Origin of the sequence: Rhizomicrobium sp., from assembly GCA_037200045.1 — a bacterium.
In the GTDB taxonomy this organism is placed as follows: domain Bacteria; phylum Pseudomonadota; class Alphaproteobacteria; order Micropepsales; family Micropepsaceae; genus Rhizomicrobium.
In genome coordinates this window covers 505,447-531,767 of sequence record JBBCHM010000002.1, presented here as the reverse complement: position 1 = coordinate 531,767, position 26,321 = coordinate 505,447, and the positions used below count along the sequence as shown (strand labels likewise).

The window sequence follows — 26,321 nt, the reverse complement described above, 5'->3', positions numbered from 1 at the left end:
CACTCGGTGTCATCCGCCGCAGTTCGTAGCGACAGCGTACGAACGGCGGACCCAGGTGAAACCCGCACTGCTGGAACGGGTGTCGCCTGGGTGGCCCGTTGATACGCTGTCGCTATCAACTCGCGGGCCATGACAGTCTTTATTTCATCCCAACACGAGCTGCACCGCATGCGTCTTGCCGTCGTCGGCGAGCGGGATGCGGTTGCCGGCGAGGATCTCCCCGTCGAGCTTCAGCGAAAGCACGCCGCGGCACACGCCCAGCGGGTTCTCCACCGCGATCGTATAGGTCGCGGTGCCGTGGCGGTAGACGATCTCGAAACTCGGCCAGCCGCGCGGGATGCAGGGATCGAGCACCACGCTCTCGCCCTCCTTGCGGAAGCCGAGCAGCCGTTCCAGCGCGGTGCGATAGAACCACGCCGCCGATCCGGTGTACCAGGTCCAGCCGCCGCGCCCGACATGCGGCGGCATCGAATAGACGTCGGCCGCCACGACATAGGGCTCGACCTTGTAGCGGTGCATCGCCGCCGGATTGTCGGAATGGTTGATCGGATTGAGCATCGCGATCAGCTCATGCGCCCGGTCGCCATTGCCCAGCATGGCATAGGCCTGCGCCGCCCACACCGCGCCATGGGTGTACTGCCCGCCATTCTCGCGGATGCCCGGCGGATAGCCCTTGATGTAGCCCGGATCGTGCGCCGGCCTGTCGAAGGGCGGCGTGAACAGAAGCGACAGCTTCTGGTCGCGCTGCACGAGATATTTGTCGACCGCCGCCATGGCGCGCGCCGCGCGCGTCGGCTCGGCGGCGCCGCTGATCACGCCCCAGGATTGCGCGATGGAATCGATGCGGCAATCGGCGCTGGAGACCGAGCCCAAGGGCGTGCCGTCGTCGAAATAGGCGCGGCGGTACCAGTCGCCGTCCCAGGCCTGGGCTTCCAGCGCATCCTTGATCTGGCCGGCATGGGCGCGCCAGCGCCGCGCCGCTTCGGCCGCCTCGGCGGAGTCGCGCCGCTCGGCGATCTTCGCAAAATCGCCCAGCGCGCCATAGAGGAACCAGCCGAGCCACACGCTCTCGCCCTTGCCGCCGGCGCCGACATTGTCCATGCCGTCGTTCCAGTCGCCGGTGCCCATCAGCGGCAGGCCGTGCACGCCGGTCGCCAGCGCGCCGTCGAGCCCGAGCACGACGTGCTCGAACAGGCTGGCGGTGCGCTCGGTGACGTTGGGCTGGGAGAAGCTGTCGTGATCCTGCGGCCGCAGCAGCGGCGCGTCCAGGAACGGCACCTGTTCGTCGAGCACGCCGAAATCGCCGGTGGTGTTCACGTAATGCGCGGCGACATGGGCGAGCCAGACCCGGTCGTCGCTGATGCGCGAGCGGATGCCGCGGCCGCTCTCGGCCAGCCACCAATGCTGCACGTCGCCTTCGGGGAATTGCCGCGCCGCGGCGCGCAACAAATGCTCGCGCGCGATGTCGGGCCGCGTCACGCACAGCGCCATCGAATCCTGGAGCTGGTCGCGGAAGCCGTAGGCGCCGCTCGCCTGGTAGAAGCCGGTGCGCGCCCACATGCGGCAGCCCAGCGTCTGATAGAGCAGCCAGCGGTTCATCAATATGTCAAGCGCGCGGTCGGGCGTCTTGACCTGCAGCGTGCCGAGCACGGCGTCCCATTGCCCGGTCGCGGCGCCGAACACCGCGTCGAGATCGGCGGCGCGGTATTTTTCGAGCAGGGCCTGCGCCTCGGCACGGGTCGCGGTCTCGCCCAGGAACACCACGACTTCGGTCGTGCCGACGGGGCTCAGCCTGACGCGCGTCTGCATCGCGCCGCAGGGATCGAAGCCGGCGCCGCAGCGGTTGGAGAGCCTGGTGCCATGCACCAGGCCGAGCGGCCGGTCGCGCCCGCCGTCGCGCCCGATGAACTCGGTGCGGTCGCCGGTCCAGCCGCTCTGCTTGCCGGCGAGGTCGAGGAAGGCGACGCGCTCGCCGGCATCGTTGTTCCAGCGGTTCTGCGCGAACATCGCGCCGGTGGTGCTGTCGATCTCGGTGACGATGACGGTGCGGCCCTGGCGCTGCGAGGCGCCCAGCACCCAATCGACGAAGGCGGTGACCGACAGCCGGCGCTCGCGCCCCGACAAATTGGTCAGCTTCAGCCGCGCGATCTTGATCGAGTCGTCCGGCGGCACGAAGAGCGTCAGCTCGGCGCCGATGCCGTGCGCATTGTGCTCGAACCGGCTGTAGCCCTGGCCGTGGCGCGCGGTATAGCGCGCGTTGCGCTCGCGGATCGGGGTGGAGACCGGCGTCCAGAGCTGGCCGGTGTCGTCGTCGCGGATATAGAGGCTCTCGCCCGGCGCGTCGCCGACCGGATCGTTCGACCACGGCGTGATCTGGTTCTGCTGGCTGTTGACGCTCCAGGTGAAGCCGCCGCCGCTGGCGGAGGCGAGGAAGCCGAAATCGCGGTTGGCGACGATGTTGCTCCACGGCATCGGCGTGCGCTCGCCGCCTTCCATGATGGTGACGAATTCCTTGCCGTTCTCGGCGAAGCCGCCGAGCCCGTTGAAGAACTCCATCGGCGGCGGCGGCAGCTGCGCCTCCGCCGTGCCGGGCGCGAAGTCCCGGCGCGGCGGCGGGGCGCCGACCGAGCGGCGCTCGCGCGCCGCGTTGATCTGGTCGACCAGCGAGCCGTGCTGGCCGCGCAGCACCGCGCGCGCCGATGCCTGCAACAGCTCGGCCGCCTCGCCCGCGATCAGATCGGTGCGCAGGGTGATCACGCTGCCTTTCACGTCGGCGCGCGAGATGTGCGGCATGGTCTTGTTCATGCGCACCAGGGCGTCGATCGCGCCCTGGAAGTCCTGGACATAGGACGCGGCGCGCTCGTTGAGGATCACCAGGTCGACGGCGAGCTGCTTGGCCCGCCAATATTCGTGCGCCCGCAGAAGCTGGCGCACCAGCGGCAGGTCGTCGTCCTCCGCCACGCGCACCAGCACGATCGGCAGGTCGCCCGACACGCCGCAGGCCCACAGCGTCGAGGCCTTGCGCACCGCGCGCTTGATGAACTCGGGCGGCGGCCTGAGCGTCGAGTCGGAATAAAGAACATGGTTGGCGAGGCGCTGATAGATATGCGCGTCGGCGGCGCGGATGCCCAGATGCTGGAGCTGCACCTGCGCCTGGGTCCAGGCCAATGTGCGCGCGCGGTCGAAGGCGCCCTCGTCGGCGTATTTCTCCGCGAGTTCGACAACCTCCTCGCGCGTCGGCGCCACCACGGTCCAGAACGCGACCCGCACCGTGCCGCCGCGCGGCACGGTCACGCGCCGCCGCAGCGAGAAGATCGGATCGAGCACCGGCCCCACCGTGTTCGACAGCGGCCAGCCCTCGGCGATGGCGGCCGGATTGCGGATCGTCTGGCCGCGGCCGAGGAAGCGGGCGCGGTCGGTCTCGAACTGCACCTCGCCCGAATGATGTCCCTCGACCACGGCCAGATGCGCCGCCCAGATCTGCGGATCGGCGTCGGAGCGGCGGCGCCGCGTGGCGAGGATCGCGCCGGGATGGGCCAGGAATTCGGTCTGCACGAACAGCTTGGCGAAGGCGGGATGGGCCATGTCGTCGGCCGGCCTGGCGAGCGACAGCTCGGCATAGGAGGTCAGCTCGATCTCCCGCGCCCGCGTGCCGTGATTGGTGACGCAAATGCGGCGCACCTCGGCGTCGTCCTCGGGCGAGACGATCAGTTCGAGCTGGGTGGTGATCGTGCCGTCGCGCCGCACGATCTCGGCGCGGTCCTCGGTGAAGGTCGCGGTGTATTGCGCCGGGTCGGCGACCGCCGGCTGATAGGCGGCCGACCACACTTCGCCGCTTTCGACGTCGCGCAGGAAGCAATAGCTGCCCCAGTCGTCGCAGGTCGGGTCCTCGCGCCAGCGCGTCACCGCGATGTCGCGCCAGCGCGTATAGCCGGAGCCGGCGACCGACAGCATCACGGTGAAATCGCCGTTGGACAGAAGATGGGTGCGCGGCAGCCGGCTATAGGCCGAGGTGTAGAGCCGCCGCAGGTCGGGCAGCACGGTGCCGATCTCGATGGTCTCGGCGACCTGGGCCGGCGGTGGCCGCGCCACCACCACGTCGCGCGGCATGCGCTCCTGCAGGAGGAGCTCGGCGGCCTGCACCATGGGCTCGGCGTGGAAGCGCTCGCGCATCCGCCCGCCATGCAGCGCGTTGCCGATGGCGATCAGGCTCATCGCCTGGTGATGCGCCATGTAGCAGCGCACGATCGCCACCTTGGCGCCCTCGGGCAGGCGCGACGGCGTGTAGTCCAGCGCCTCGTACCAGCCATAGGCGCCGCGTCCGCCCTCGTCGGCGAGCCGCACCAGATTGCGCGCGGCATTGTCGGGATCGACCATCGCGGCCAGCGCGGTGGCATAGGGCGCGATGACGATGTTCTCGGCGAGGCCGCGCTTGTAGCCGAGATCGGGCACGCCGAAGCTCGAATATTGATAGGTGCGCTCGATGTCGCGGGCGCTGAAGGCCGATTCCGAAATGCCCCAGGGCACGCCCAGCCCATCGCCATAGGCGCGCTGGCGGCGCACCACGAGCCGGTTGGTCTCCGCCAACAGGCTGCCGGCCGGCGCCCGCATCACGAGCGACGGCATCAGATATTCGAACATCGAGCCCGACCAGGAGATCAGCGCCGAGCCGCCGGGCAGCGGCGTCAGCGTGCGGCCGAGGCGGAACCAGTGGCGCGCCGGCACGTCGCCCTTGGCGATGGCGATGAAGCTGGCGAGCCGCGCCTCCGAGGCCAGCATGTCGTAGAAATTCGCGTCCAGGCTGGTGTCGCCGACGCGATAGCCGATGGAGAAAAGCTGCCGGCTCGGGTCGAACAAAAAGCCGAATTCCATCGCGTCGAACATCGCCATCGCGCGCTCCGCGAGCTTTTCCAGGCGCTGGGCGAGCCTGGCGGCGGCGAGCGCCGCCGGATCGTCCTCGTCCGCCGCGACCAGAAGCTGCGCGTCGCGCTTGTGCGAATGCACGGCGGCGAGAAGGGCGTCGGCCCAATGGGCGGCGTCCGGCCCGATCTGTTCGCCGAAGGAACGGATCTTCTCGCATTTGATCTCCAGCGCGGTGAGCTGATCCGCCGCGCCGCCGGTCGCGGTCTTCAAGGTTTCGCGCAACTCGTCGAGCAGCGCCGTCAATTGCGCGGGCGCCGCCTTGCGTCCGTCGCCGCCGGCGGTTTCGCGCACCAGGTCGGCGGCGTCGGCGATGCCGTCGCGCCAGGCGGGGCTGAGCGGCGCTGCCGCGAATTCGCGCAAGGCATGGGCGAGCGCGATCAGATGGCCGGCGAGATTGCCGCTGTCGACCGAGGAGATATAGCGCGGCTCCAGCGCCTTCAGGCTCTGGGTGTCGTACCAGTTGAAGAAGTGGCCGCGCTGGCGCTCCAGCCGGTCGAGCGTGGCGAAGCTCGCCTCCAGCCGTTCCACCGCCTCGCTGGTGCCGATCCAGCCGAAGTCGCGCGCCGAGATCACCGCGAGAAGATAAAGCCCGATATTGGTCGGCGAGGTGCGATGGGCGACGACCGGCTCGGGGTCTTCCTGGAAATTGTCGGGCGGCAGGAAATTCTCGTCCCGCGTCACATAGGTCTCGAAGAAGCGCCAGGTGCGCCGTCCGGCCAGGCGCAGGATGCGCGCATCCTCCTCGGCGACATGCAGATCGCTGTCGTCGGGCGGCGGCGTGCTGGCCCAGCGCGCGATGAACGGCGAGAACAGCCACAGCACGCCGAACGGCGCCGCCACCGGCCAGGTGTCGTGGCCGACGAACGCGATCGCCGCGCCGGCGATGGCGATGGAGACGGCGCTGGCGCCGACCTGGACCGCCAATCGGCGGCCGTCGAAGCCGTTCTCGCCGCTGGTCTGCGCCGTCGTCACCCATTCGAGCAGGCGCTTGCGCCGCACGAAGAGCCGCCAGACGGTGCGGCCGATGGCGTCGACCATCAGCCAGGCCTGGTGCGCCAGGAAGGTGAGCAGGAACGCGCTCTGGATGACGCCGAGCTCGACATCGCGCGCCACGCCGCGCCAATGGCTGCGCAGCGAGACGCCGACCCGGCGCGGCAGAAGTCCCGACAGCGCCGGGATCAGGGTCGGCAGGGCGAGCAGCGCGAGGACGAAGACGGTCCAGGCGAAGGCGACTTGCGCGGTGGTCAGCCAGCCGATCAAGAGCGTGAGCAGGGTCGAGGGCGCGGAGAGCGAGCGGCGCAGATTGTCGATCAGCTTCCAGCGGCCGGTCGCCGGCACGGCGGTGCGGCGCTTGGAATGGCGCGGGCCGCGGCCGAAGATCCACGGCAGAAGCTGCCAGTCGCCGCGCACCCAGCGGTGCTGGCGCGACGCGGCGACGTCGTAGCGGGAGGGGAATTCCTCGACCACCTCGATGTCGGAGGCGAGGCCCGCGCGCGCGAAAATGCCTTCCACCAGGTCGTGACTGAGCACGGTGGAGACCGGGAAGCGCTGCTCCAGCGCCGCCTCGAACGCGTCGATGTCGTAGATGCCCTTGCCGAAATAGGAGCCCTCTTCATAGAGGTCCTGGTAGACGTCGGAGACGACGATGGCATAGGGGTCCAGCCCGTTGGGGCCGGAGAACACGCGCTGGAACAGCGAGCCGCCGTCGCCGAGCGGCAGCGACGGCGTCACGCGCGGCTGCAGGATGCCGTGGCCGCGCACCACGCGCCCGGCCTTGGGATCGAAGCGTGGGCGGATCAGCGGATGGGCGATCTTGCCGACCAGCCGCCGCGCCGCGCCGATCGGAAGCCGCGTGTCGGCGTCCAGCGTGATGACATAGCGGATGCCGTCGGGCGCGCTCGGCATGTGGCCCTCGACGGCAACGAAGGTCGTGTCCGTCGCGCCGCGCAAAAGGCGGTTGAGCTCATGCAGCTTGCCGCGCTTGCGCTCCCAGCCGAGCCATTTGCCCTCGCCCTCGGTCCACACCCGCCGGCGATGCAGCAGCAGGAAGCGCGCGCCGTCCGCCTGGCGCGGATGGCGCGCATTGATCGCGGCGATCGCGGCGGCGGCCTTGGCGAGCAGCGCCTCGTCGCCGTCCATGTGCTCGGCCGGCGCGTCCCTCCAGTCCGACAAAAGCGCGAAGGTGAAGTTGGCGTCGGGATTGGAGAGGTAATGCACCTCCAGCCGATCGACCTGCTCGGTGATGTCGGCCTCGGAGGTCAGAAGCGTCGGCACCGCGATCAGCGTCTTCATGTCGTCGGGCACGCCGCCGAGCAATTCCAGGCCGGGAAGCTGCATGGCGCCGACCTGGTGGGTGATGACGCGGTTGACGATGGCGATGGCGAGGTCGGAGGCCGGCACCAGCGCGGTGATCGCCAGCGCGGCAATCGCCAGCGGCGGCAGGCCGAAATCGATCGCCGCGACCAGGCCGACCGCGACGATCAGCAGCGTGAACAGTCCCACCATCGCGACATAGCTGGCGACGCCGGCCCGCGCGATGCGGCGATAGAGGGCGGTCTTGGGATGGATGGCGCAGCCCAGCTCGCGCTCGAAGGCGCGGCGGCCCTCCGCGATGAGATAATAGCCCGCGTCGCATTCGCGCCGCGTCGCCCGCTCGGCCGCGGTCACGCCCTTGCAGGCGCGGCCGGCGGCGTCGGCGGCGCGCTCGGCGACCTCGACCTCGTCGCGCCCGGCCTCGTGCGCCAGCGTCTCGATGGCGCGGCGATAGAGGTCGCGGGTGGGAAAATCCATCGCCGCGAAATTGGTCTTCTCGCGCAGCGCCGCGTCGACCAGGCTGACGCTCTCGAAGAATTCCGGCCAGTTGGCCGACGAGATCAGCCGCATCGAGGTGATGACGTTGCGCACCGTGACGTTCATCGTGCTCTGGCGCTGCACCTCCTGGCGCACGATGTCGTCGGCATTGGTGCCTTCCTGGGCGAGGCGCTCGTTCAGCCAGCGCAGGGCGGGCGTCACGTCGGGATCGCGGTCGCGCAGGCGCTGCGCCAGCTCGACGGCGAACGGGATCGACCACGGCCGGCGCGCCAGCTCGGCGAGCAGGTCGCCGATCGGCTCGCTCGCCTCCTCGCCGAGGATGCGTTCGGCCAGCGCGTCGGCTTCGGCGCTGGCGGTCAGCCGGGTGATGATGCCTTCGGCGACGCGGCGCAGATTCTCCACCAGCGTGATGCGCAGCGTGATCGCGATGGCCCATAATTCGCCGATGGTGAGCGGCTGGACGCGCTGATAGGCCTCCACGAAGCGCGTCAGCTTGGCGACGTCGAGCGCGCTGTCGGTATGGGCGATCACCGCCCAGGCGATGCCGAACACCCGCGGATAGCCCTGCAGATGGCCTTCGATCAGCTTGGGCAGCCGGCGGTAATAGCCGGGCGGCAGGTCGTCCTTGATCTCGCGGATCTGCTCGTCGACGATGTGGTAATTGTCGAGCAGCCATTCGGCCGCCGGCGGCACCGAGCGGCGTGCCCGGGTCGCGAGCACGATGGCGCGATAGGCGTCGGCGATCAGCCGCGCATTCTCCTCCAGCCTTGTGGCGAGCGGGCGGCCGCGCTCGACATCGGGCGAGACGCGCTGCGCCACCGCCAGGCTGGCCGCGTGCTGCTCCAGCCGTTCGATGCTGAAGAGTTCGGATCGGATCGGACCTTCGTTCGGCTCCAGCACCTGGCGCCAGGACGCGCGGCGGCCGATCTCCGAATAGTTCATGACGCGTCGCCCTTACCCACGCACAGCGATGCCCGCCGGCGGCAAAGGCCCAACGTACGGTCGAATGCGGTGCTGTCGGAGAAGAAACGCGCCAGGCGCGCGCGAGTTCCCGGAACTCGGGCGAGCGGCGACTACATCCAGAACGCCTCAGACGCGATAATGGTCGCGATACCAGGCGACGAATTTGGGAATGCCGACCGAGATCGGCGTCGTCGGCTCATAGCCGAGGTCGCGCCGCGTCGCGTCGATATCGGCATAGGTCCTGGGCACGTCGCCCGGCTGCATCGGCTCCAGGCGCTTGTCGGCCTTGCGCCCGATCGCGTGTTCGAGCGCGGCGATATAGTCGAGCAGCTTCTCCGACCGGTGATTGCCCAGATTGTAGACCGCGTGCGGCGGCGCGCCGGCCGCCGGCCGGTCGAGCGCGCGCAGCACGCCGTCCACGATGTCGTCTATATAAGTGAAGTCGCGCCACATCTCGCCGTCGTTGAAGACGTGGATCGGCTCGCCGGCCAGGATGGCGCGCGCGAAGATCATCGGCGACATGTCGGGCCGGCCCCAGGGGCCGTAGACCGTGAAGAAGCGCAGGCCCGTGGAGGGCAGGCGGTAGAGATGCGCATAGGTATGCGCGATCAGCTCGTCGGCGCGCTTGGTCGCGGCATAGAGCGAGTTGGGCCGGTCGACCCGCTGCTCGACCGAGAACGGCATCTCGGTGTTGGCGCCATAGACCGAGGACGAGCTCGCATAGACGAAGTGGCGCGGCGATTTCAGCCGCCGCGCCATCTCCAGCATCACCACCTGGCCCATGACGTTGGACTGGATGTAGGTATAGGGATCGATCAGCGAATAGCGCACGCCGGCCTGGGCCGCGAGATGCACGACGCGGTCGATGTCGCCGTGGCGCTCGCCGAGCGCGAGGATGGCGTCGCGGTCGGAGATGTCGAGCTTCTCGAAATGGAAATTGGCGTGCGGCGTCAGCCGCGCCAGCCGCGCCTCCTTGAGCGAGACCTCGTAATAGTCGTTGAGGTTGTCGATGCCGACAACGTGCTCGCCCCGCGCCAGCAGGGCGGCGGCGACATGGAATCCGACGAAGCCGGCGGCGCCGGTGACGAGCACGGTCATGCGGCTTTCATACCGCGCTTTATCACGGTGGCGAAAGGGCTGGGGGGTGGGACGAAATATGCCGGGTCAAAAGTTCATACTCCCGGTGTCATGGCCCGCGAATGCGGGCCACCCAGGTGAAATCTGCTGCGGCGGTGCAGACTTCACCTGGGTCCGCCGCATTCGCGGCGGATGACACCTTTATTTTGAATTCAGCGAACGCCCGGCTCACGCCCCTAAAGCAGATCGACTCCCTTGGCGCTCAGCGCGCTCTTGATCGCGTCGACCGCCTTGTCGGTGATCGTCGAGATCACTGGCCCTAGCACCCACGCAACCGGACCCGACAAGGCGCCGAGCGACGATTTCATCGCCACATCGGCCAGTTTCGACAATCGCGCCTTGATGGCGCCGCGGATCGATTCCGGCTGGAACGCACCCTTCGGCCAGGGCGGCTGCGGGATCTCGGTCTTGAGCGCGCCGATCAGCGGAACGATCGGCAGGCAGCCGTCCTCGCGGTAGTCGTCGCGCTGGCCGGGCGTCCAGCGCGGGGCGTCGAACAGCGAATTCGTCTCCGGCAGGACGAATTCGGTGCGCAGGAATTCCTGGCAGTTGCGCCGGCCCAGAAGGAAATCGTGCTCGCGGAAATGCGACGACAGGAAGCCACCAAAGGCGCCCAAGGGATTGGTCGCGATGGCGGCGCCGCCGGTCAAGACGGTCGGCGCGCTGTCGCCGGGCAGCGTCGCCTTGCGGACGGGATTGACGAGGAAGCGGCTATAGAGGTCCTCCGCGGTATAGAGGTCGAGATCGGCGGTCTCGAAGCGGGTGCCCTTGGTGAAGGCGCCGACGGTGGAGAGCGCGGTGTCGAGCAGCCCGTTATCGGTCATCGCGCCGACGCCCGGCACGGCGGCGAAGGGATCGACCAGGAGCACGGCGCGGTGGGCCTTGGTGCCGTCGCGTTCGTTGTGGGCCGTCACGCCGGCCAGCCATTGGCGGGCGAATTCGGTCGGCTCGTTGTTGAAGCAGCCGCCATCGACCGTCAGGAACGCGTAAGGCGTGGCCGGTCCGTCGCCGACCGGGATCATGAAGGGCCAGGACGGCCGCAGCCATTCGACGCTCGGCGGCGCGGTGGGGTCGATATCGTCGAGCACGGCATAGCGGTAGCGGTAATGCCGCGGATCGCGCTCGATCCGCTGCGGCGGCAGGCCGACCGGGAAGGCGGAGCTGCCGCGCGCGGCATGGATCGCGGTCGCCCAGCCCTGGCAGCCGGCGGCCGGCGCGTCGGCGATGCCGATCTCGTAGGGCGCGAGGTCCGCCGCCGTCGGCGGGTTCTTGCCGGTGATGTCGGCCTTCAGGCGGACATGGTCGGCATAGTTGGAATAGTATTCCGCCCGCCCGCTGGTGCCGCGGAAATCCGCCGAATAGGGCACGCCGCGCAGATTGGTCAGCGTCAGCACGATCGGCAGCTTCTGCTCGACATAGTCACGCACCGCAGGCGTGTTGCTCGCCGGGCCGAGCGGGATCGGCGTGTAGTCCGCGATTCTGTCGCCCACCGCGTCGAGCTTGTCGGCGCACAGCAGCGACGGCACCGTCTTGCCGGTAAGATCGGTGGTCGCCAGCATGTCGGTGATGTCGACCTGGTTGACCCAGCAATCGTAAAGCGGGTTCAGCGCGCGCGTCGCGGCGGGCGTCGTCGCGTCGACATGCGGAAAGCCGGAGCACAGGATGCGCGCCAGCAGCACCGAGGTCAGCGCGCCGCCCGACGTGCCGGCGAAGATCCGGATGATGACGTTATGCGTCGGCGCGCCGCCCGCGTTCTTCGCGAGCGTCCAGGCATCGAGCGCCTGGATGAGGAAATCCACCACGCCGGCGGTATAGGCCGCCGCCGACACCGTGCCGCCCAGCACCAGGCCGATCTCGAACGTGCCCGGATCGGGCGGCGGCGTCTGCAGCGGGAAGTAGTGGCCGACCGGCTGGTCGGGCTTGGGAAAATCGATCTTGGGATCGGAATTGGGAACGACCGGATCCGCCATGGCGCACCTCCGCTTTGGCTGCTGGAGAGACTGGTGCTGGCGAGGAGACGCCGCCTTACGCGACAGGGCCGCGGCGAAGATGGGGCATGCCTGTGCCGCCGCGACGAGACGGCAGCGTCGGACAAGCCCTGTGTCTTGTCAACGTGTGGCGGCGGTTACTCGGCGGCGATGCGTTCGGGCGCGGCGAGCTTGCGCGCAACCGGATGCGCTTTAGAGAACTGCATCGTGCCGTCGTCCACCGCGCCGAAGCGCAGCGTCAGCATGTCGAGCGCGTAGTTCTGATAGAGCCGCCACGGCTTCCTGGCGCCCTGCTTGGGCAACACGTCGCGGGCCCGCTGCACATAGCCCGACGAGAAATCGAGCCACGGCAATTCCTCGACCGCCGGATCGCTCACCGGCGTGGCGATCTCATAGCCCTTGCGGTCCATGTAGTTGATCATGCGGCAGACATAGCCGCAGGTCAGGTCGCATTTCAGCGTCCAGGACGCGTTGGTGTAGCCGAACGCGGCGGCGAGGTTGGGCACGTCGGAATACATCATGCCCTTGTAGCTCATCGTCTTGGCCATCGCCTTCGGCGCGCCGTCGACGCCGACCTGCATGCCGCCCAGCAGATTGAGCTTCAGGCCCGTCGCGGTGACGATGATGTCGGCTTCGATCTGTTTGCCGGATTTCAGAAGGATGCCGCCCGGCGTGAAGCGCTCGATATGGTCGGTGACGACCTCGGCCTTGCCGTCCTTGATCGCGCGGAACAGGTCGCTGTCGGGCACCAGGCAGAGCCGCTGGTCCCACGGATTGTAGCGCGGCGTGAAATGCTTGCCGACATCGTAGTCCGGCCCGAGTTCCTTGCGCACCATGTCGATCAGGCCGGCCTTGACCTTCTCCGGCTTCTTGCGCGCCATGTTGAAGAAGAACATGCCGAGCAGCACGTTGCGCCAGCGCGTGATGCCATAGGCGAGCATCGGCGGCAGCCTGGCGCGCAGCCAGTTCGCCGTCGCGTCTTCCGCCGGGCGCGACACGACATAGGTCGGCGAGCGCTGCAGCATGGTGACGTGCGCGGCCGTCTTCGCCATCTCCGGCACCAGCGTGACGGCGGTGGCGCCGCTGCCGATCACCACGACCTTCTTGTCGGCGTAGTCGAGATCCTCGGGCCAGAACTGCGGATGCACGATCGCGCCGGCGAAGTCGGCGCGCCCGGCGAACTGCGGATCGTAGCCGCCGGCATAGTCGTAATAGCCGCTGCACATGAAGAGGAAATTGCAGGTGAAGCGCGCGATCTGTTTCGCCGCCCCGACCTCGGCCTCCACCGTCCAGCGCGCCTCCGCGCTCGACCAGTCGGCGCGCGTCACCTGGGTGTTGAAGCGGATGTGCTTGTCGATGCCGTTCTCGGCCGCGGTCTCGCGCACGTAAGCGCGGATCGACGGGCCGTCGGCGATCGCCTTGGCCTGCACCCACGGTTTGAAGGCATAGCCCAGCGTGTACATGTCGGAGTCCGAGCGGATGCCCGGATAGCGGAACAAATCCCAGGTGCCGCCGATGGCGTCGCGCCCTTCCAGGATGGCGTAGCTTTTGCCCGGGCAATTCGCCTGCAGGTGATAGCCGGCGCCGATGCCCGAAAGCCCGGCGCCCACGATGATGACGTCGAAATGCTCGAGAGCCATGGCTTTCCCACCCTGCGTTGGACCGCTCATGCCACACCGGGCCAGAAATGACAAGTTGTCAGTCGCGTGATCGCACTCACGCGGCGGGCTGGGCGTTCATGAAAATGTCGACCACGCCCTGAGGCGCGGTGTCGTCGAAGAACAGCGCGAGGTTGCGGTCCGCTTCCGCGGCGGCGGACGCGCTGCGGGGAAAGAGGTCCGTTTCATAGGCGGCGAGCGCGGCATCGATGTCGCCCGGACGGGCGGCGATGGCCCGCGCGAGTTCGGCGCCGTCATACATCGCGAGGTTGGCCCCCTCGCCGGCGAACGGCGACATCAGATGCGCCGCGTCGCCGAGCAGCGTCACCCCGGGGGCGCGATCCCATCGGTGCTCGATCGGGAGCGTATGGATGGGGCGTGGCACGGGGTCGGTCTCCCCGTCGGCGATGAGCGCGGTCAGGGCCGGCGCCCAGCCGTCGAACTGCGCCGCGATGCGGGCCACGGCCGCCGCCGGATCGGAGAAATCGATGCCGGCCATCCAGTCCTCCGGCTTCTTCAGCGCCACATAGGTATGCAGCGTTCCATCGGTCTCGCGGTGCGCGAAGATGCCTTTGCCCGGCGCGATCGCCAGCATCGCGCCGTCGCCAACCGCTTCGGCGCTTGGCTTGTGGCGGGTGTCGCCGTCGAACAGATAGGTCTCGATGAACGAGAGGCCGGCATAGGTCGGTTTCGCCTCGGACAGAAGGGGCCGCACTTTCGACCAGGCGCCGTCCGCGCCGACGAGGAGGTCGGCCGTCGCCATCGCGCCGTCGGCGAAGCTCAGCCCATGCCGGCCGCCGCCGAGCGGCGACACCGCGGTGAGTTTGTGTCCCCAGCGGATCGTGTCGGCGGGAAGGGAATCGAGCAGGATCCGGCGAAGCGCACCCCGGGGGACTTCGGGCCGGCCGCCATTGCCCTTGTCGGGCTCGTCGAGCAGGACGTTGCCGTCCTTGTCGAGTATCCGCTGCGCCTCGGCGCCGGCCTGGATGATCCCGAGAAACTTCTCGTAGAGCCCCGCCGCCTTGAGCGCGAGCTGCCCGTTATATGTGTGGATGTCGAGATTGCCGCCCTGCGCGCGCGCATCCGCCGAGGCTTCCGCTTCATAGATGATCGCCGCGATGCCGTGGACGTGGAGGACGCGGGCCAGCGTCAGGCCGCCGAGTCCGGCACCGATGATCGTGATTGGAGTGTTCATGCCGATCTCTTCGCGGTTGCGGGCCGCCGTCGGGAATTCGGCAGCGGTAATGGAACGTCATTCCATGACCTTGGAACGGCATTCCATTTGTGTCAAGCTGCGGCATGGTCAGGAAAGCGCACGGCACGCAGCGACGCGAAGAATCGCTCTCGCGCGATCGCATCATCGACGCGGCGATCGCGCTGCTCGACAGCAGCGGAGAAGACGGCCTGACGTTTCGGACCTTGTCCGAACGGCTCGCCACCGGACCCGGCGCCATCTATTGGCATGTCGAGAACAAGAGCGACCTGCTGATCGCCGCCTGCGACGCCGTGGTCGCGCGCACGCTGGAGACGCGCGTGGCCGGCGCGACGCCCAAGGCGGCCGTTCGCGCCCTCGCGCGGGGCCTGTTCGACGCGATCGACGCGCATCCCTGGGTCGGCTCGGCGCTCACGCGCGCCCCGGGGCAGTTGCCGATGGTGCGCATCCTCGAAGTCATCGGCCAGCAGATCCGCGCGCTCGGCGTTCCGTTCGACGAACAATGGGAAGCGGGGTCGGCGTTGCTGAGCTACATCCTCGGCGTCGGCGGGCAGAACGCGGCCAACCGGCAGTTCGCCCGAACGCGAGGCCTCGATCGGTCCGACTTCCTGGACGCGGTGGCGACCGCCTGGTCGCAGCTCGATCCGGAGGTGTACCCGTTCACTCGTAGCCTGGCCGGGCAATTGCGCGTCCACGACGACCGGGTCGATTTTCTCGCCGGGGTCGATCTCATCCTGCGCGGCATCGAGTCCCGCTACGGGCGCCGGCCGCCTTGCGCAGAATTGGGAAAGCTCTAATCTTCGCGAACTCTTGTCCCTGGCCGCTCTGGCCGTGGAAGTTCTATATTCGACGCCGCGTTTTCGCGCTCGACGGTCAATCGGACAATTGCGGGGAGATAGAACATGCCCAATTTCAAGGTCGTCGACCTGTCGCATTACAGCCCGACGCCGGACTTCGCCGCCGCCAAGGCGGGCGGGGTGCTCGGCATCGTCCACAAGGCGACGCAGGGCTCCGGCTATGTCGACGCCAAATACGCCGCGCGCGCGGTGCAGGCCAAGAAGGCCGGCCTTCTATGGGGCGCCTATCACTTCGGCACCAGCGCCGATGTCGATGCCCAGGTCGCCAAATTTCTCTCGGTGGTCAAGCCCGATGCTTCCACGCTGGTCGCGCTGGATTTCGAGCAGAACGAAGCTTCGCCCGCCCAGACGATGTCGCTGCCCCAGGCCAAGCAGTTCCTGAAGGCGATCGAGGCCAAGCTCGGCCGCAAGGCGGTGCTCTATGGCGGCTCCTATCTGAAGTCCAAGCTCGGCACGACGGTCGATCCCTATCTGGCGCAGCACCGGCTGTGGTGGGCGCAATACGGCAACGCCGCCCTCATTCCGCCGACCTGGAAATCCTATTGGCTGTGGCAATACACCGACGGCCATAACGGCCCGACGCCGCACGCCGCGCCGGGCCTCGGCTCGCCGGACATCGACACCTTCGACGGCACCGACGCCGAGCTTGCCACGCAATGGGCGAGCTGAGGGCCACGGTCCGCTAGTGTCCTGAAAGGGACGTTCACACCACTCGGTGTCATCCGCCGCGAATGCGGCGGACCCAGGTGAAACCTGCACCTGCGGAGCGGTATCACCTGGGTGGCCCGCATTCGCGGGCCATGACACCTTTATGTTGAATTCAGCAAACGTCCCGTTCGGGACTCCAGCGCTCCCTTCTCCTCGGTCATCGAAACCGCGATCGTTCCCCACCGGAAGCGATGGCGGCGATGCGCGGCTTGGCCGTACAATCGCGCCATCGATCATTCCAGGAGAGGAAACAGACATGGCCATCGACTTCGAGATTCCGGCGGAAGCCAAGGCGATCCGCGAAAAGGTCCGCCAATGGGTGCAGGACGAATGCATCCCGGCGCAGGAAAAGCTGCTCGCCGGCGCCGACTACAAGACGACGCTCGGCGCCCTGCGCAAGAAGGCCCGCGAGCAGGGCCTGTGGTGCCCGTTCATCCCCAAGGAATATGGCGGCATGGGTCTCGGCCCGCTCGCCAACGCGCTGGTGCAGATGGAGCTCGGCGAGAGCTATCTCGGCGCCCTCTCGATGAACACCCAGGGCCCCGACGACGCGACCATGCTGACGCTGTTGCAGAACGGCACCGATTTCCAGAAGGAGAAATTCCTCAAGCCGCTGCTCAACGGCGAAAAGCGCATCTGCTATTCGATGACCGAGAAGGCGGCCGGCGCCGATGCCACCGGCATGCAGACCCGCGCCGAGAAGAAGGGCAATTCCACCTATGTGCTGAACGGGGAGAAATGGTTTTCGAGCGCCGCCAGCGTCGCCGACATCGCGCTGGTGATGGCCAAGACCAATCCGGACGCGCCGCGCCACCAGCAATTCTCGACCTTCCTGGTCGAGCTGCCCAACCCCGGCTACAAGATCAAACGCGACATCAAGACGATGGCGGCGGAAGGCCCGCTCAGCCACATCCTCGGCGGCGGCCATTCGGAGATCGAGATCACCGATCTCGAAGTGCCGGCGGAGAACCTTCTGGGCGGCGAGGGCAACGGCTTCAACATGGGCCAGCATCGCCTGGCCTATGGGCGCCTCAGGCATGGCATGCACAATGTCTCGATGGCGCAGCGCGCCCTCGACCTCGCGGTCAAGCACGTCACCAGCCGCACGACCTTCGGCAAGAAGCTCGACGAGCGCCAGGCGGTGCAGTTCATGCTGGCCGAATGCGCCAGCCAGATCTACATCGCCCGCCTGATGATCCTGCACATCGCCTACAAGGCCGAGAAGGGGCTGGACCTGCGCAACGAGAACGGCATCGCCAAGGTCTATCTCGCCAACATGGTGCACAAGGTGGTGGACACCGCGATCCAGCTTCACGGCGCGCTGGGCTATTCGATGGATACGCCCTTGGCCGGCTGGTACACCCATATCCGCTCGCAGCGGCTGGTCGACGGCCCGGACGAGGTCCACAAATGGACCACGGGCCGCAACGTCATCAAGGCCTACAAGCAATACGGCACGACGGCGTCGGCGACCGGCGGGGATCTGCTGTAGGGCTGTTCGGCGTAAGGTCATCCATTTGCAAGCCGTCATTGCCCGGCTTGTCCGGGCAATCCATTTTTCGCGCGGCAAAATTGGATCGCCCGCATGAAGCGGGCGATGACGACTTTGAGTTTGGAGTTTCAGCCCAAAAGGAAATGCACCGGCCGCGCGAAAGTCGAGCGGCGGACGGGGCGGCGCGCTAAGCTCGGCGCGCCGTTTCGTTTCGTTCGGGGGGGACCGCGCCGTGATCTATTACCTCTTGACCCGCTATCTGGTCGATCCGGCCGGCTGGGTTTTCTATTTGATGATCGCGGCGTTCGTCGCCGGCCGCTATGGGCGCCGCGTGCTGCAGCAGCGCCTGTTCGCCGGCGCGGCCGTCCTGCTTTTCGGCGTGCTGTTCCTCCCGATCGATCAGATCCTGGCGCGGCCGCTGGAGAACGCCTATCCGCGCCCCGCTTTGCCGGCGCATGTCGACGGCATCGTGGTGCTGGACGGTTCGATGAACGGCCGCGTCTTCGCCGATCGCGGCGTTCTGGGCCTGACCGAGACGCCGTTGCGGCTGCTCGCCGGCGCCGAGCTCGCCCGGCGCTTTCCGGGCGCGAAGCTGGTCTTCTCCGGCATCGTCGGCAGAAATGCCCGCCAGCGCGAGGCGGAGCACGCGGCCGCCGAACACGCCTTCCTCGCGATGGGCCTCGCGCCCGGCCGCGTGCTGTACGAGCGCACCTCGCTCGACACCGGCGAGAACCTCGTCAATTCGATGAAGCTGGCGCGGCCCAGGCCGGGCGAGACCTGGCTGCTGGTCACCTCGGCGGTCCACATGCCGCGCGCCATGGCGATCGCGCGAAGGCTCGGCTGGACGATGGTGCCCTGGCCGTCGGACTACATCTCGACCGCCGGCGCCGGCGTGTATCTCGGCTCTCCCTCCGACGGCCTGGTGGAGATCGACAGTGCGCTGCATGAGTGGATCGGGCTCGCCGCCTACCGGCTGACCGGGCGGGCGCGCTAGCGGACGCGGCGGCGAATTCTGATATGGTCCCGCCGCTTCGACGGGAAAGTGATTTGCCATGCATGTGCCTTATGCCGCCGCGCTGTTCGCTGTCCTCCTGCTCGCCGGTTGCGGCGACAAGGCGGGGGCGCCGCAATACGATCTGACGCCGGAATCCAACGCCAAATTCCTCGCCGACAACGGCGCGCGCAAGGACGTCAAGACGCTGCCCGACGGGCTGCAATACCGCGTCATCAACGCCGGCCATGGCAAGCAGGTGACGAGCCCCGCCGATACCGTCACCGTGACCTACAAGGGCTGGACGATCGACGGCCATGTCTTCGACCGCACCCAGCCCGGCCAAACCGCCAGCTTCCCGGCCGGCCAGCTCATCCCCGGCTGGGTCGAGGCGCTCCGGCTGATGCATGTCGGCGACGAGTGGCAGATCGTGATCCCGGCCGACCTCGGCTATGGCGCGGAGGGCGCCGGCGCCGACATCGGTCCGAACCAGACCCTGGTGTTCAACATGCAGCTCATCGCCGTGCAGCCCCCGCCGCGGGAATAGGCCGCCTCACGCCCGCGCCGGCAGCACGCGCGGATTGCGCAGCACCGCGGCGGAGATCAGCGCGATGATCAGCCCGACGGGGAAAATCTCGAGGAACGTCATCGGCAGGCGGAACAGCGGATTGGCGTATTGCGCCTTCATCGCGTTCAGTTGCGCGACCTGCGCCGCCAGCGCCGCGCCGGTCACCCCATGCGCCTTCTGCGCCGCGATCAGGCCGGCGACATAGGCGTCCATGAAATGATAGCCGGTGGAGGCGAGGTAAATCTCCCACACCAGGGCATAGATGACGCCGGCCACGACGGCGATGGCCAGCCCCAGGAGGAACGCGGGCAGGAATTTGATGACGCCGCCCTTCTCGTTGTCGCGATAGCGCTTGATGCCGAGGAAGATCATCGACAGCGCCACGATCATGCTGAGATAGCCGAACCATTCGGTCGTGATGAAGCTCAGGCCGCGCAGCACGGTCAGCCCGGCGATCAGGACGAGGATGACGATGAGGCCCGCGATGGAGCCGAAGACGAGCGAAATCCTGAGCATGGCGATCCCCCGATATGCGACGAACGAGGGCCGAGCATAGCCACGCCCGGCGCCATCGCGGTATCGCCCGAAAGGGTGAATCGCCGGAAATCGGCGGTTTTGGGGACCCCCGCTCTCCCCGCCCATCCATCGCGCGAAGCGCAGATAGATTCGCGCGGAGCCGCGGAGAACGCGGAGTTCTTCTTGAATCTCCGCGTTCTCCGCGGCTCCGCGTGAGTCCTTGGCGCGCTAACGCGCGCCGGATGGATGGCGGCTCTGGGGGCCGGCCATGACGACGGGTCTGGGCAATGCCCCTACCGCACCAGCCTGAGCTCCCGCGCCTTCCGCACCGCCTGGGTCCGCCGCTGCACCTCCAGCTTCTCGAACAGGTGCAGGATGTGCGACTTCACCGTATTTGGCGACACGCCCAGGCTGCGGGCGATCTCCTTGTTCGACTGCCCGGCCGCCAGGAGATCGAGCACCGCGACCTCGCGCTCCGTGACCCCGAGCGAGCGGAGCGCGGCGGCGTTGCGCTCGAACGCCTCGGCGGCTCGGCGCGGCGTCAGCCGGTAGCCGGCCCACACGCCCAGCCCGGCGAACGCCAGGGCGATCAGCCCGACATAGAACTCGGTCGCGAACATGCGCGTGACATATTGGTATTGCAGCCATTGCAGCGCGAAAGCGCCGCCGGCCAAGAGGCACGCATAGAGAAGAATGGCCTTCCACATCGGCGAAGCTTGCCAACAACGCCGCGCGTTCGCTAGACCGCCCGCGCTCTGTTAGAACCGCGTCATGACCGGCACCTTCTCCATCGGCGGCGTCCCCATCGGCGGCCGCGTCCTGACCGCGCCGATGACCGGCGTGTCGGACCTGCCGTTCCGCCGCGCCGCCTCGCGCCTCGGCGCCGCCTATGTCGCGACCGAGATGGTGGCTTGCGAGCTGTTCGCCGCCGGACGCCCCGACGTGGTGCGCCGCGCCGCGGTCGGCGACGGCTTGAAGCTGACCGTGATCCAACTCGTCGGCCGCCGCGCCGAATGGATGGCGCGGGGCGCGCGGATGGCGGAAGCCGCCGGCGCCGACATCATCGATATCAACATGGGCTGCCCGGCCAAGGAAGTGACCGGCGGGCTCTCCGGCTCGGCCCTGATGCGCGACCTCGGCCTCGCCGAGCGCCTGATCGCCGCGACGGTGGACGCAACGCGCCGCCCCGTGACGCTGAAAATGCGTCTGGGCTGGGACGACGCCTCCAGGAACGCGCCCGAGCTCGCCGCCCGCGCACAGGCGCTCGGCGTCCGCGCCATCACGGTGCATGGCCGCACGCGGCAGCAATTCTATGGCGGCAAAGCCGACTGGCGCGCCGTCGCGCAGGTGAAGGCAGCCGTGACCATTCCCGTGATCGTCAACGGCGACATCGTCGATGCCGCCAGCGCGCGCGAAGCCCTGGCGCAATCGGGCGCCGACGCGGCGATGATCGGCCGCGGCGCCTATGGCCGTCCCTGGATCGCCCCGGCGATCGAACGCGCGCTGCAGGGCGGCGGCGACGCGATCGAGCCGGCGCGGGACGAACGCCTCGCCATCGTGCTCGATCATTTCCGCGACTCGCTGGGCTTCTACGGCGACCGGCTGGGCCTGAAGATCTTCCGCAAGCATCTGGCCTGGTACATCGAGACCGCCGGCCTGCCGGCGTCACCCGAAGCGCGCCGCGAGACCAAATCGCGCCTGTGCCGCCTCACCGATCCGCGCGCGGTGGAAGACGCGCTGACCGCGCTATGGCAGCCGGACGGCCTCGCGCTCGCCGCCTGACGATGGCCGCCTTCGTCTATGTCCTCCTGAGCAGGTCGCGCCCGAAGCGGACCTATGTCGGCTGGACGCTCGATCTCGACCGCCGCCTGGAGCAGCACAATGGCGGCAGCGGCGCCAAGTTCACGCGCGGCGGAAAATGGACGCTGATCTACGCCGAGCGCCACCGCACGCGGAACGGCGCCATGCGGCGCGAGGTGTTTCTGAAGAGAGACCGCATATTCCGAGCGATGCTCCGCTCCCAATAGTGTCATGGCCCGACAGCTTTTGGTTTGGAATTGATCGCACGCGGAGCCGCGGAGAACGCGGAGGAGCAATCCCCTCCGCGTTCTCCGCGGCTCCGCGTGACTCCATCTTCAGCCCCGCCCCACGAACGGCATCTTCGTCGCCATCACCGTCATGCTCAGCACATTCGCATCCAGCGGCAGGCTCGCCATGTAGAGCACCGCCTTGGCCACCGCCTCCACGTCCATCGTCGCCTCGGGCCTCAGCGTGCCGTCAGGCTGCGGCACGCCCTTGCGCATCCGCGCCGTCATCGGCGTCTCGGCATTGCCGATGTCGATCTGGCCGCAGGCGATGTCGAACGCCCGCCCGTCCAGCGCGGTCGCCTTGGTCAGCCCCGTGATCGCATGCTTGGTCGCGGTATAGGGCGCCGAGTTCGGCCTGGGCGCATGCGCCGAGATCGAGCCGTTGTTGATGATCCGCCCGCCGCGCGGTGCCTGTTCCTTCATCAGCCGCATCGCGCCCTGGGTGCACAGGAACGGCCCGGTCAGATTGACGTCCACCACCGCCTGCCATTGCGCCAGGGTGAGGTCCTCCAGCGCCACCGGCGGTGCCCCGGTGCCGGCATTGTTGAACAGCAGGTCGAGCCGGCCGAACCGCGCCTTCACGCCCGCGAACAGCGCCGCTACCGCCGTCGCGTCGGCGACATCGGTCGGCACCGGCACCATGGTCGCCTCCGGCGCCAGCGCCGCCGTCCCGGCCAAGGCCTCCGCCCGGCGCCCCGCCAGCACCACGGCATAGCCGTCCAAAGCCAGCGCAACCGCCACGGCGCGGCCGATGCCGCTACCCGCGCCGGTAACCAAGGCGATCTTCCGCATGGAACTCTCCTGTCCCGAACCGGGATTTTGACACAAACTCCGCTACAGTGGGGCCTCGGCTCGCGGGAGAACAGCCTTGGGAATGTTGTGGTGGTTGGCGCCGGTGGCCGTGGCCGTGTTCGGCGTGCTCTTCGTGATCAGCGGCGTCGGCAACGTCTTCCAGGGCGAGCACGGCCGCGCCGGCCGGCGCATGGTCGGCGGCACGCTGGCGGCGGCGGTCGGCCTGGCGCTCAGCCTGGTCGGCCTCAACATGCAGCTCTTCACGCGGCTGACGCATGAGGGCCCGGTGGCCGAGGTCCGCGTCAAGGCGCTCGATCCGGCGCACAATCTCTATCTGGTGACGGTCCACCGGCTCGACGGCGCCATTCCCGACCAGCCCTGCAGGCTGCAGGGCGACGAATGGCTGATCGGCGGGCGGGTGCAGAAGTGGAAGGCGTGGGCCAATGTGCTGGGCCTCGACGCGACCTACACGCTCGACCAGGTCTCCAACAAATATTTCAACGCGGAGCGCGGCAATGGCCGGCCGATCACGTCCTGCGACCTCATCGGCAAGCCGGCGGTGAATTCCTATGTGCCGGACGCGTGGCGCAACTGGCTCCTGACGCAGTTCTACACCGAGGACCGCAGATTCGGCGACGCGAACTACATGCCGCTGGCCGACGGCGCGGTGTACAAGGTCGTGATCACCCAGTCGGGCTTCAACGCCGAGCCCGAAAACGACGCCGCCAAAGCCGCGAACGACGCGCGGCCTTAGCGCCCACAGTTAGGGTTTGAAGCTCGCCGCGTCTTCCGCCGCCAGCACCAGCGACGTCACGCTGACGCTCACCACCGCCGCCTCCTCGACCAGCAGCGCGGCATCGCGCGCTTCGAGCTGCGCCCGGATGTCGGCGTGCTTGGCCGCGTCCAGCCGCCAGCCCCACACGCACACCCCGCCCAGCATCACGAACAGGATCGGGCCGGTGATGAACAGCCATTGCAGCGCGCCGATCGCCGCCGGCGTGTTGTGCGCGCCGTCCCTGGCGACATAGCCGAAATATTCCAGCAGCGGCAGGCTGAGCCCGATGGCGAAGGCGGCGGTGAGCTTGCCGGCGATGCTGAGCACCGAATAGAGCAGGCCGATGCGCTCGCGGCCCTGCTGCAGGCGGATCTCGTCGCCGACATCGGCCATCATCGCGTTGATGGTGAGGCCGAACCCCGCCGCCATGAAGCCGCACCACGCCATCACCGGCACGCTGCCCCACACATTGCCGAACGGCACCAGCGGAAGGCTGAGCAGCGCGACCGAGAACCCCGCCGTCGTCACCATCAGCGTGCGATGCTTGCCGATGCGCGCCGAGAGCCGCGCGGTCAAGGGCGCGCCGACGATGCCGATCAGGATATAGACGAGCAGCAGGACCGTCGCCTGCTGCTGGCCGAAGCCCTTCACGTCGTGGAAATAGAACAGGTACATCGCGCTCATCCAGCCCGGCCCCAGCGTCAGCGCGACCTGGGCGAGGAAGAGGCGCACCACCTCCGGCTTGGAGACGATCTCCCAGTAATCGCGGATCGCGAAGCGCTGCACCGCGTTCTTGTTGACGCGCTCCGGCGTGCGCCACACCGTGAGCCCGACGCCGACCGGCGTCATGACGACGATCGCCCAGCCCATCGCCTGCACGCCCTCGGCACTCGACATCCCGGCGAGCGGCGCGAAGACCGGGATCAGCAGGGAGGCGACGACCGCCACCACGCCGACCGCCGCGCTGACGCCGAAGACGCGCGAGCGCTCGTCGTAATGGGTGGCCAGGGTCGCGCTCCACGCCCATTGGGCGAGGTAGAGGATCGAATTGGCGAAGTAGAACGCGAACAGCCAGAAGAACAGGTAATAGCCGCCGATGCCGGGCGAGGCCAGGAACAGCATGTAGGTCGCCAGCATGAACAGCGGCACGCCGGCGGCCAGCCACACCCGGTAGCGGCCGAAACGGGTCTGCGTGCGGTCCATGAAATGGGCGAGCACCGGATCGATGAAGAGATCGACGGCGCGCACCGTGAACCAGACCCCTCCGATCAGGCCGAGCGAAAGGCCCAGATGGCCGGACAGATAGGGCGGCAGATAGACGAACGGCACCACGCCCATCGCGGCGATCGGCATGTTGGAAAGCGAAAAGATCAGGATCGTCGAAAGCGACAATTTCTTCGTCGTGGGACCGCTCATGGGCGCGAGCCCGCGCGGATTGCCTCGACCAGCCCAGCCGCGAATTGCGACAGCGTGTCGTCGCGCGCCCCCATCACCACGATGCGGTCGCCCGCGCGCGCCAGCGCCAAGAGCTTGGCGCCGCACGCCTCGCGGTCGTCGAACACATGGGCGGCGCGCCCGCGCGCCTCGACGCCGCGCACGATGTCGACGGAGGTCACGCCGCGGTCGACCGTGCCGCCGAAATACACCGGCTCGGGCATGACGAGGACGTCCTCTTCCTTCAGGTTGCGCGCGAAGCCGTCGATGAAAAGGTCCTTCATCAGCTTCAAGGGCCGAAAGCCATGCGGCTGGAACATCACCAGCAAGCGCCCCGGAAAGTCGTGCAACGTCGCCAGCGTGGCGGCGATCTTGTCCGGGTTGTGCGCGAAATCGTCATACACCGTGACGCCCCTGGCCTCGCCGACGATTTCGAGCCGCCGGCGGATGCCCTTGAAATCGCCGAGCGCCCGGGCCGCCTCTTCCAGCGACACGCCCGCCGCGCGCGCCGCCCCGATCGCCGCCAGCGCGTTGGCGACATTGTGCCGCCCCGGCACCGCGAGCCGGACCCGCGCCGGCGCGCCGCCATTGCGCTCGCTGACCTGAAAGGCGATGCCGCCGGGCAGGGGTTCGATGTCCTGCGCCAGGAGGTCGGCCTTGGGATTGGACAGGCTGTAGGTCAGCCTTTTGGCCGGTGGCATCTCATAGGCGAGCGTCGCGGTCTCGTCATTGTCGAGATTGATCACCGCCAGGTCGGCCTTGGCGACGAAGGCGCGGAACAAGGCGCGCAATTCGTCCATCGATTTGTGATCCAGCGCGACATTGTTCAGCACCGCGACGCGGGGGCTGTAGCGCGCGATGGAACCGTCGCTCTCGTCGACCTCGCTGACGAAAAGATCGCTCGTGCCGACCAGCGCGCTGGCGAACGGCGCGTCGTCGCTGGCGAAATTGATCATCACCGCGCCGTTCATCACGGTCGGGTCGAGCCCGCAGGCGAACAGGATCCAGCCGATCATGCCGGTGGTTGTGGATTTGCCGCTGGTGCCCGCGACACCGATGGCGTTGGGCGCCTCGTTGAACAGCCGCGACAGAAGTTCGGCGCGGGTCGTCAGCGTGGCGCCGACCCGCCGCGCCGCCTGCACGTCGGGGATGGTCTCCTCCACCGCCGCCGAGGTGACGACGATGGTCTCGCGCGCCGTCACGCCGCTGCCGTCCTGGGGGAAAAGTTCGATGCCGGCGCGGCGCAGATAATCGAACTTCGCCGCCAGCCGCCCCTGGTCCAGCGCGCGGTCGGAGCCGGCAACCTCGTAGCCGCGGGCTTTCACAATGAGCGCCAGCGGAAGCATCCCGCTGCCGCCGATGCCGCAGAAGAAGTAAGGTCTCGTTTGTGCCATCGCCGGACGCTATA

At 68.2% G+C, this 26,321-nt stretch carries 18 protein-coding genes; 8 read left to right on the top strand and 10 right to left on the bottom strand.

The features are described from left to right. Positions 1–144: 144 nt before the first annotated feature. The 5 genes from WDM86_17675 to WDM86_17655 all read right to left on the bottom strand — a co-directional run bounded on the left by WDM86_17675 (position 145) and on the right by WDM86_17655 (position 14,675). Entirely contained in the window at positions 145–8,676 is an 8,532-nt protein-coding gene (locus WDM86_17675) for a glucoamylase family protein (protein MEI9991852.1), read from the bottom strand. Between the two features lie 147 nt (positions 8,677–8,823). Beyond that, positions 8,824–9,795, bottom strand: coding sequence for an NAD-dependent epimerase/dehydratase family protein (locus WDM86_17670; GenBank protein ID MEI9991851.1), 972 nt, complete (start codon positions 9,793–9,795; stop codon positions 8,824–8,826). A 215-nt stretch (positions 9,796–10,010) separates the two neighbouring features. Next, on the bottom strand, positions 10,011–11,804 hold the full coding sequence (locus WDM86_17665; GenBank protein ID MEI9991850.1) for a patatin-like phospholipase family protein: 1,794 nt from the start codon (positions 11,802–11,804) through the stop codon (positions 10,011–10,013). A 155-nt stretch (positions 11,805–11,959) separates the two neighbouring features. Beyond that, on the bottom strand, positions 11,960–13,462 hold the full coding sequence (locus WDM86_17660) for an NAD(P)/FAD-dependent oxidoreductase (protein ID MEI9991849.1): 1,503 nt from the start codon (positions 13,460–13,462) through the stop codon (positions 11,960–11,962). Positions 13,463–13,538: 76 nt separating this feature from the next. Then, positions 13,539–14,675 (bottom strand): NAD(P)/FAD-dependent oxidoreductase, encoded by a 1,137-nt coding sequence (locus WDM86_17655; protein MEI9991848.1) that lies wholly within the window; start codon positions 14,673–14,675, stop codon positions 13,539–13,541. A 104-nt stretch (positions 14,676–14,779) separates the two neighbouring features. Here WDM86_17655 and WDM86_17650 point away from each other — a divergent pair, with 104 nt between their 5' ends. The 5 genes from WDM86_17650 to WDM86_17630 all read left to right on the top strand — a co-directional run bounded on the left by WDM86_17650 (position 14,780) and on the right by WDM86_17630 (position 19,288). Beyond that, a complete protein-coding gene (locus tag WDM86_17650; GenBank protein ID MEI9991847.1) occupies positions 14,780–15,490 on the top strand; it encodes a TetR family transcriptional regulator in 711 nt (236 codons plus the stop codon). Between the two features lie 105 nt (positions 15,491–15,595). Continuing rightward, complete coding sequence (locus WDM86_17645; protein MEI9991846.1) at positions 15,596–16,219, top strand: glycoside hydrolase family 25 protein; 624 nt, start codon at positions 15,596–15,598, stop codon at positions 16,217–16,219. Positions 16,220–16,514: 295 nt separating this feature from the next. Then, positions 16,515–17,750 carry an acyl-CoA dehydrogenase family protein gene (locus WDM86_17640; GenBank protein ID MEI9991845.1) on the top strand — a complete coding sequence of 412 codons (1,236 nt, stop codon included), beginning with the start codon at positions 16,515–16,517 and terminating at the stop codon, positions 17,748–17,750. A gap of 232 nt (positions 17,751–17,982) precedes the next feature. Beyond that, complete coding sequence (locus tag WDM86_17635; GenBank protein MEI9991844.1) at positions 17,983–18,744, top strand: YdcF family protein; 762 nt, start codon at positions 17,983–17,985, stop codon at positions 18,742–18,744. A 58-nt stretch (positions 18,745–18,802) separates the two neighbouring features. Continuing rightward, a complete protein-coding gene (locus WDM86_17630) occupies positions 18,803–19,288 on the top strand; it encodes an FKBP-type peptidyl-prolyl cis-trans isomerase (protein MEI9991843.1) in 486 nt (161 codons plus the stop codon). A gap of 6 nt (positions 19,289–19,294) precedes the next feature. Here WDM86_17630 and WDM86_17625 read toward each other — a convergent pair whose 3' ends face one another. Further along, complete coding sequence (locus tag WDM86_17625; protein ID MEI9991842.1) at positions 19,295–19,825, bottom strand: DUF4199 domain-containing protein; 531 nt, start codon at positions 19,823–19,825, stop codon at positions 19,295–19,297. Positions 19,826–20,118: 293 nt separating this feature from the next. Next, on the bottom strand, positions 20,119–20,532 hold the full coding sequence (locus tag WDM86_17620) for a response regulator transcription factor (protein MEI9991841.1): 414 nt from the start codon (positions 20,530–20,532) through the stop codon (positions 20,119–20,121). A gap of 64 nt (positions 20,533–20,596) precedes the next feature. On the opposite strand from WDM86_17620, the gene dusB reads away from it, so the two are divergent. Both dusB and WDM86_17610 read left to right on the top strand, forming a co-directional pair. After that, a complete protein-coding gene (gene dusB / locus WDM86_17615) occupies positions 20,597–21,607 on the top strand; it encodes a tRNA dihydrouridine synthase DusB (protein MEI9991840.1) in 1,011 nt (336 codons plus the stop codon). Positions 21,608–21,609: 2 nt separating this feature from the next. Beyond that, on the top strand, positions 21,610–21,852 hold the full coding sequence (locus WDM86_17610) for a GIY-YIG nuclease family protein (protein ID MEI9991839.1): 243 nt from the start codon (positions 21,610–21,612) through the stop codon (positions 21,850–21,852). Between the two features lie 108 nt (positions 21,853–21,960). Here WDM86_17610 and WDM86_17605 read toward each other — a convergent pair whose 3' ends face one another. Continuing rightward, the gene (locus WDM86_17605) at positions 21,961–22,704 is read right to left on the bottom strand and encodes an SDR family oxidoreductase (GenBank protein ID MEI9991838.1); all 744 of its coding nucleotides are present in this window, start codon (positions 22,702–22,704) and stop codon (positions 21,961–21,963) included. A gap of 82 nt (positions 22,705–22,786) precedes the next feature. Between WDM86_17605 and WDM86_17600 the strand changes: the two genes are divergently transcribed. Beyond that, complete coding sequence (locus WDM86_17600) at positions 22,787–23,458, top strand: hypothetical protein (protein ID MEI9991837.1); 672 nt, start codon at positions 22,787–22,789, stop codon at positions 23,456–23,458. 9 nt (positions 23,459–23,467) lie between these two features. On the opposite strand, the gene WDM86_17595 is transcribed toward WDM86_17600, so the two are convergent. Next, positions 23,468–24,895: an MFS transporter gene (locus WDM86_17595; GenBank protein MEI9991836.1), complete on the bottom strand. Its 1,428-nt coding sequence runs from the start codon at positions 24,893–24,895 to the stop codon at positions 23,468–23,470. Next, entirely contained in the window at positions 24,892–26,307 is a 1,416-nt protein-coding gene (locus WDM86_17590; GenBank protein MEI9991835.1) for a Mur ligase family protein, read from the bottom strand. Before WDM86_17590 ends, WDM86_17595 begins: the two co-directional genes overlap by 4 nt. Positions 26,308–26,321: the final 14 nt, after the last annotated feature.

Excerpts from the sequence above, each read along its gene's own strand:
- WDM86_17675 (MEI9991852.1), bottom strand. The coding sequence starts at position 8,676 with ATGAACTATTCGGAGATCGGCCGCCGCGCGTCCTGGCGCCAGGTGCTG.
- WDM86_17670 (MEI9991851.1), bottom strand. The coding sequence starts at position 9,795 with ATGACCGTGCTCGTCACCGGCGCCGCCGGCTTCGTCGGATTCCATGTC.
- WDM86_17665 (MEI9991850.1), bottom strand. The coding sequence starts at position 11,804 with ATGGCGGATCCGGTCGTTCCCAATTCCGATCCCAAGATCGATTTTCCC.
- WDM86_17660 (MEI9991849.1), bottom strand. The coding sequence starts at position 13,462 with ATGGCTCTCGAGCATTTCGACGTCATCATCGTGGGCGCCGGGCTTTCG.
- WDM86_17655 (MEI9991848.1), bottom strand. The coding sequence starts at position 14,675 with ATGAACACTCCAATCACGATCATCGGTGCCGGACTCGGCGGCCTGACG.
- WDM86_17650 (MEI9991847.1), top strand. The coding sequence starts at position 14,780 with ATGGTCAGGAAAGCGCACGGCACGCAGCGACGCGAAGAATCGCTCTCG.
- WDM86_17645 (MEI9991846.1), top strand. The coding sequence starts at position 15,596 with ATGCCCAATTTCAAGGTCGTCGACCTGTCGCATTACAGCCCGACGCCG.
- WDM86_17640 (MEI9991845.1), top strand. The coding sequence starts at position 16,515 with ATGGCCATCGACTTCGAGATTCCGGCGGAAGCCAAGGCGATCCGCGAA.
- WDM86_17630 (MEI9991843.1), top strand. The coding sequence starts at position 18,803 with ATGCATGTGCCTTATGCCGCCGCGCTGTTCGCTGTCCTCCTGCTCGCC.
- WDM86_17625 (MEI9991842.1), bottom strand. The coding sequence starts at position 19,825 with ATGCTCAGGATTTCGCTCGTCTTCGGCTCCATCGCGGGCCTCATCGTC.
- WDM86_17620 (MEI9991841.1), bottom strand. The coding sequence starts at position 20,532 with ATGTGGAAGGCCATTCTTCTCTATGCGTGCCTCTTGGCCGGCGGCGCT.
- dusB (MEI9991840.1), top strand. The coding sequence starts at position 20,597 with ATGACCGGCACCTTCTCCATCGGCGGCGTCCCCATCGGCGGCCGCGTC.
- WDM86_17610 (MEI9991839.1), top strand. The coding sequence starts at position 21,610 with ATGGCCGCCTTCGTCTATGTCCTCCTGAGCAGGTCGCGCCCGAAGCGG.
- WDM86_17605 (MEI9991838.1), bottom strand. The coding sequence starts at position 22,704 with ATGCGGAAGATCGCCTTGGTTACCGGCGCGGGTAGCGGCATCGGCCGC.
- WDM86_17600 (MEI9991837.1), top strand. The coding sequence starts at position 22,787 with ATGTTGTGGTGGTTGGCGCCGGTGGCCGTGGCCGTGTTCGGCGTGCTC.
- WDM86_17595 (MEI9991836.1), bottom strand. The coding sequence starts at position 24,895 with ATGAGCGGTCCCACGACGAAGAAATTGTCGCTTTCGACGATCCTGATC.
- WDM86_17590 (MEI9991835.1), bottom strand. The coding sequence starts at position 26,307 with ATGGCACAAACGAGACCTTACTTCTTCTGCGGCATCGGCGGCAGCGGG.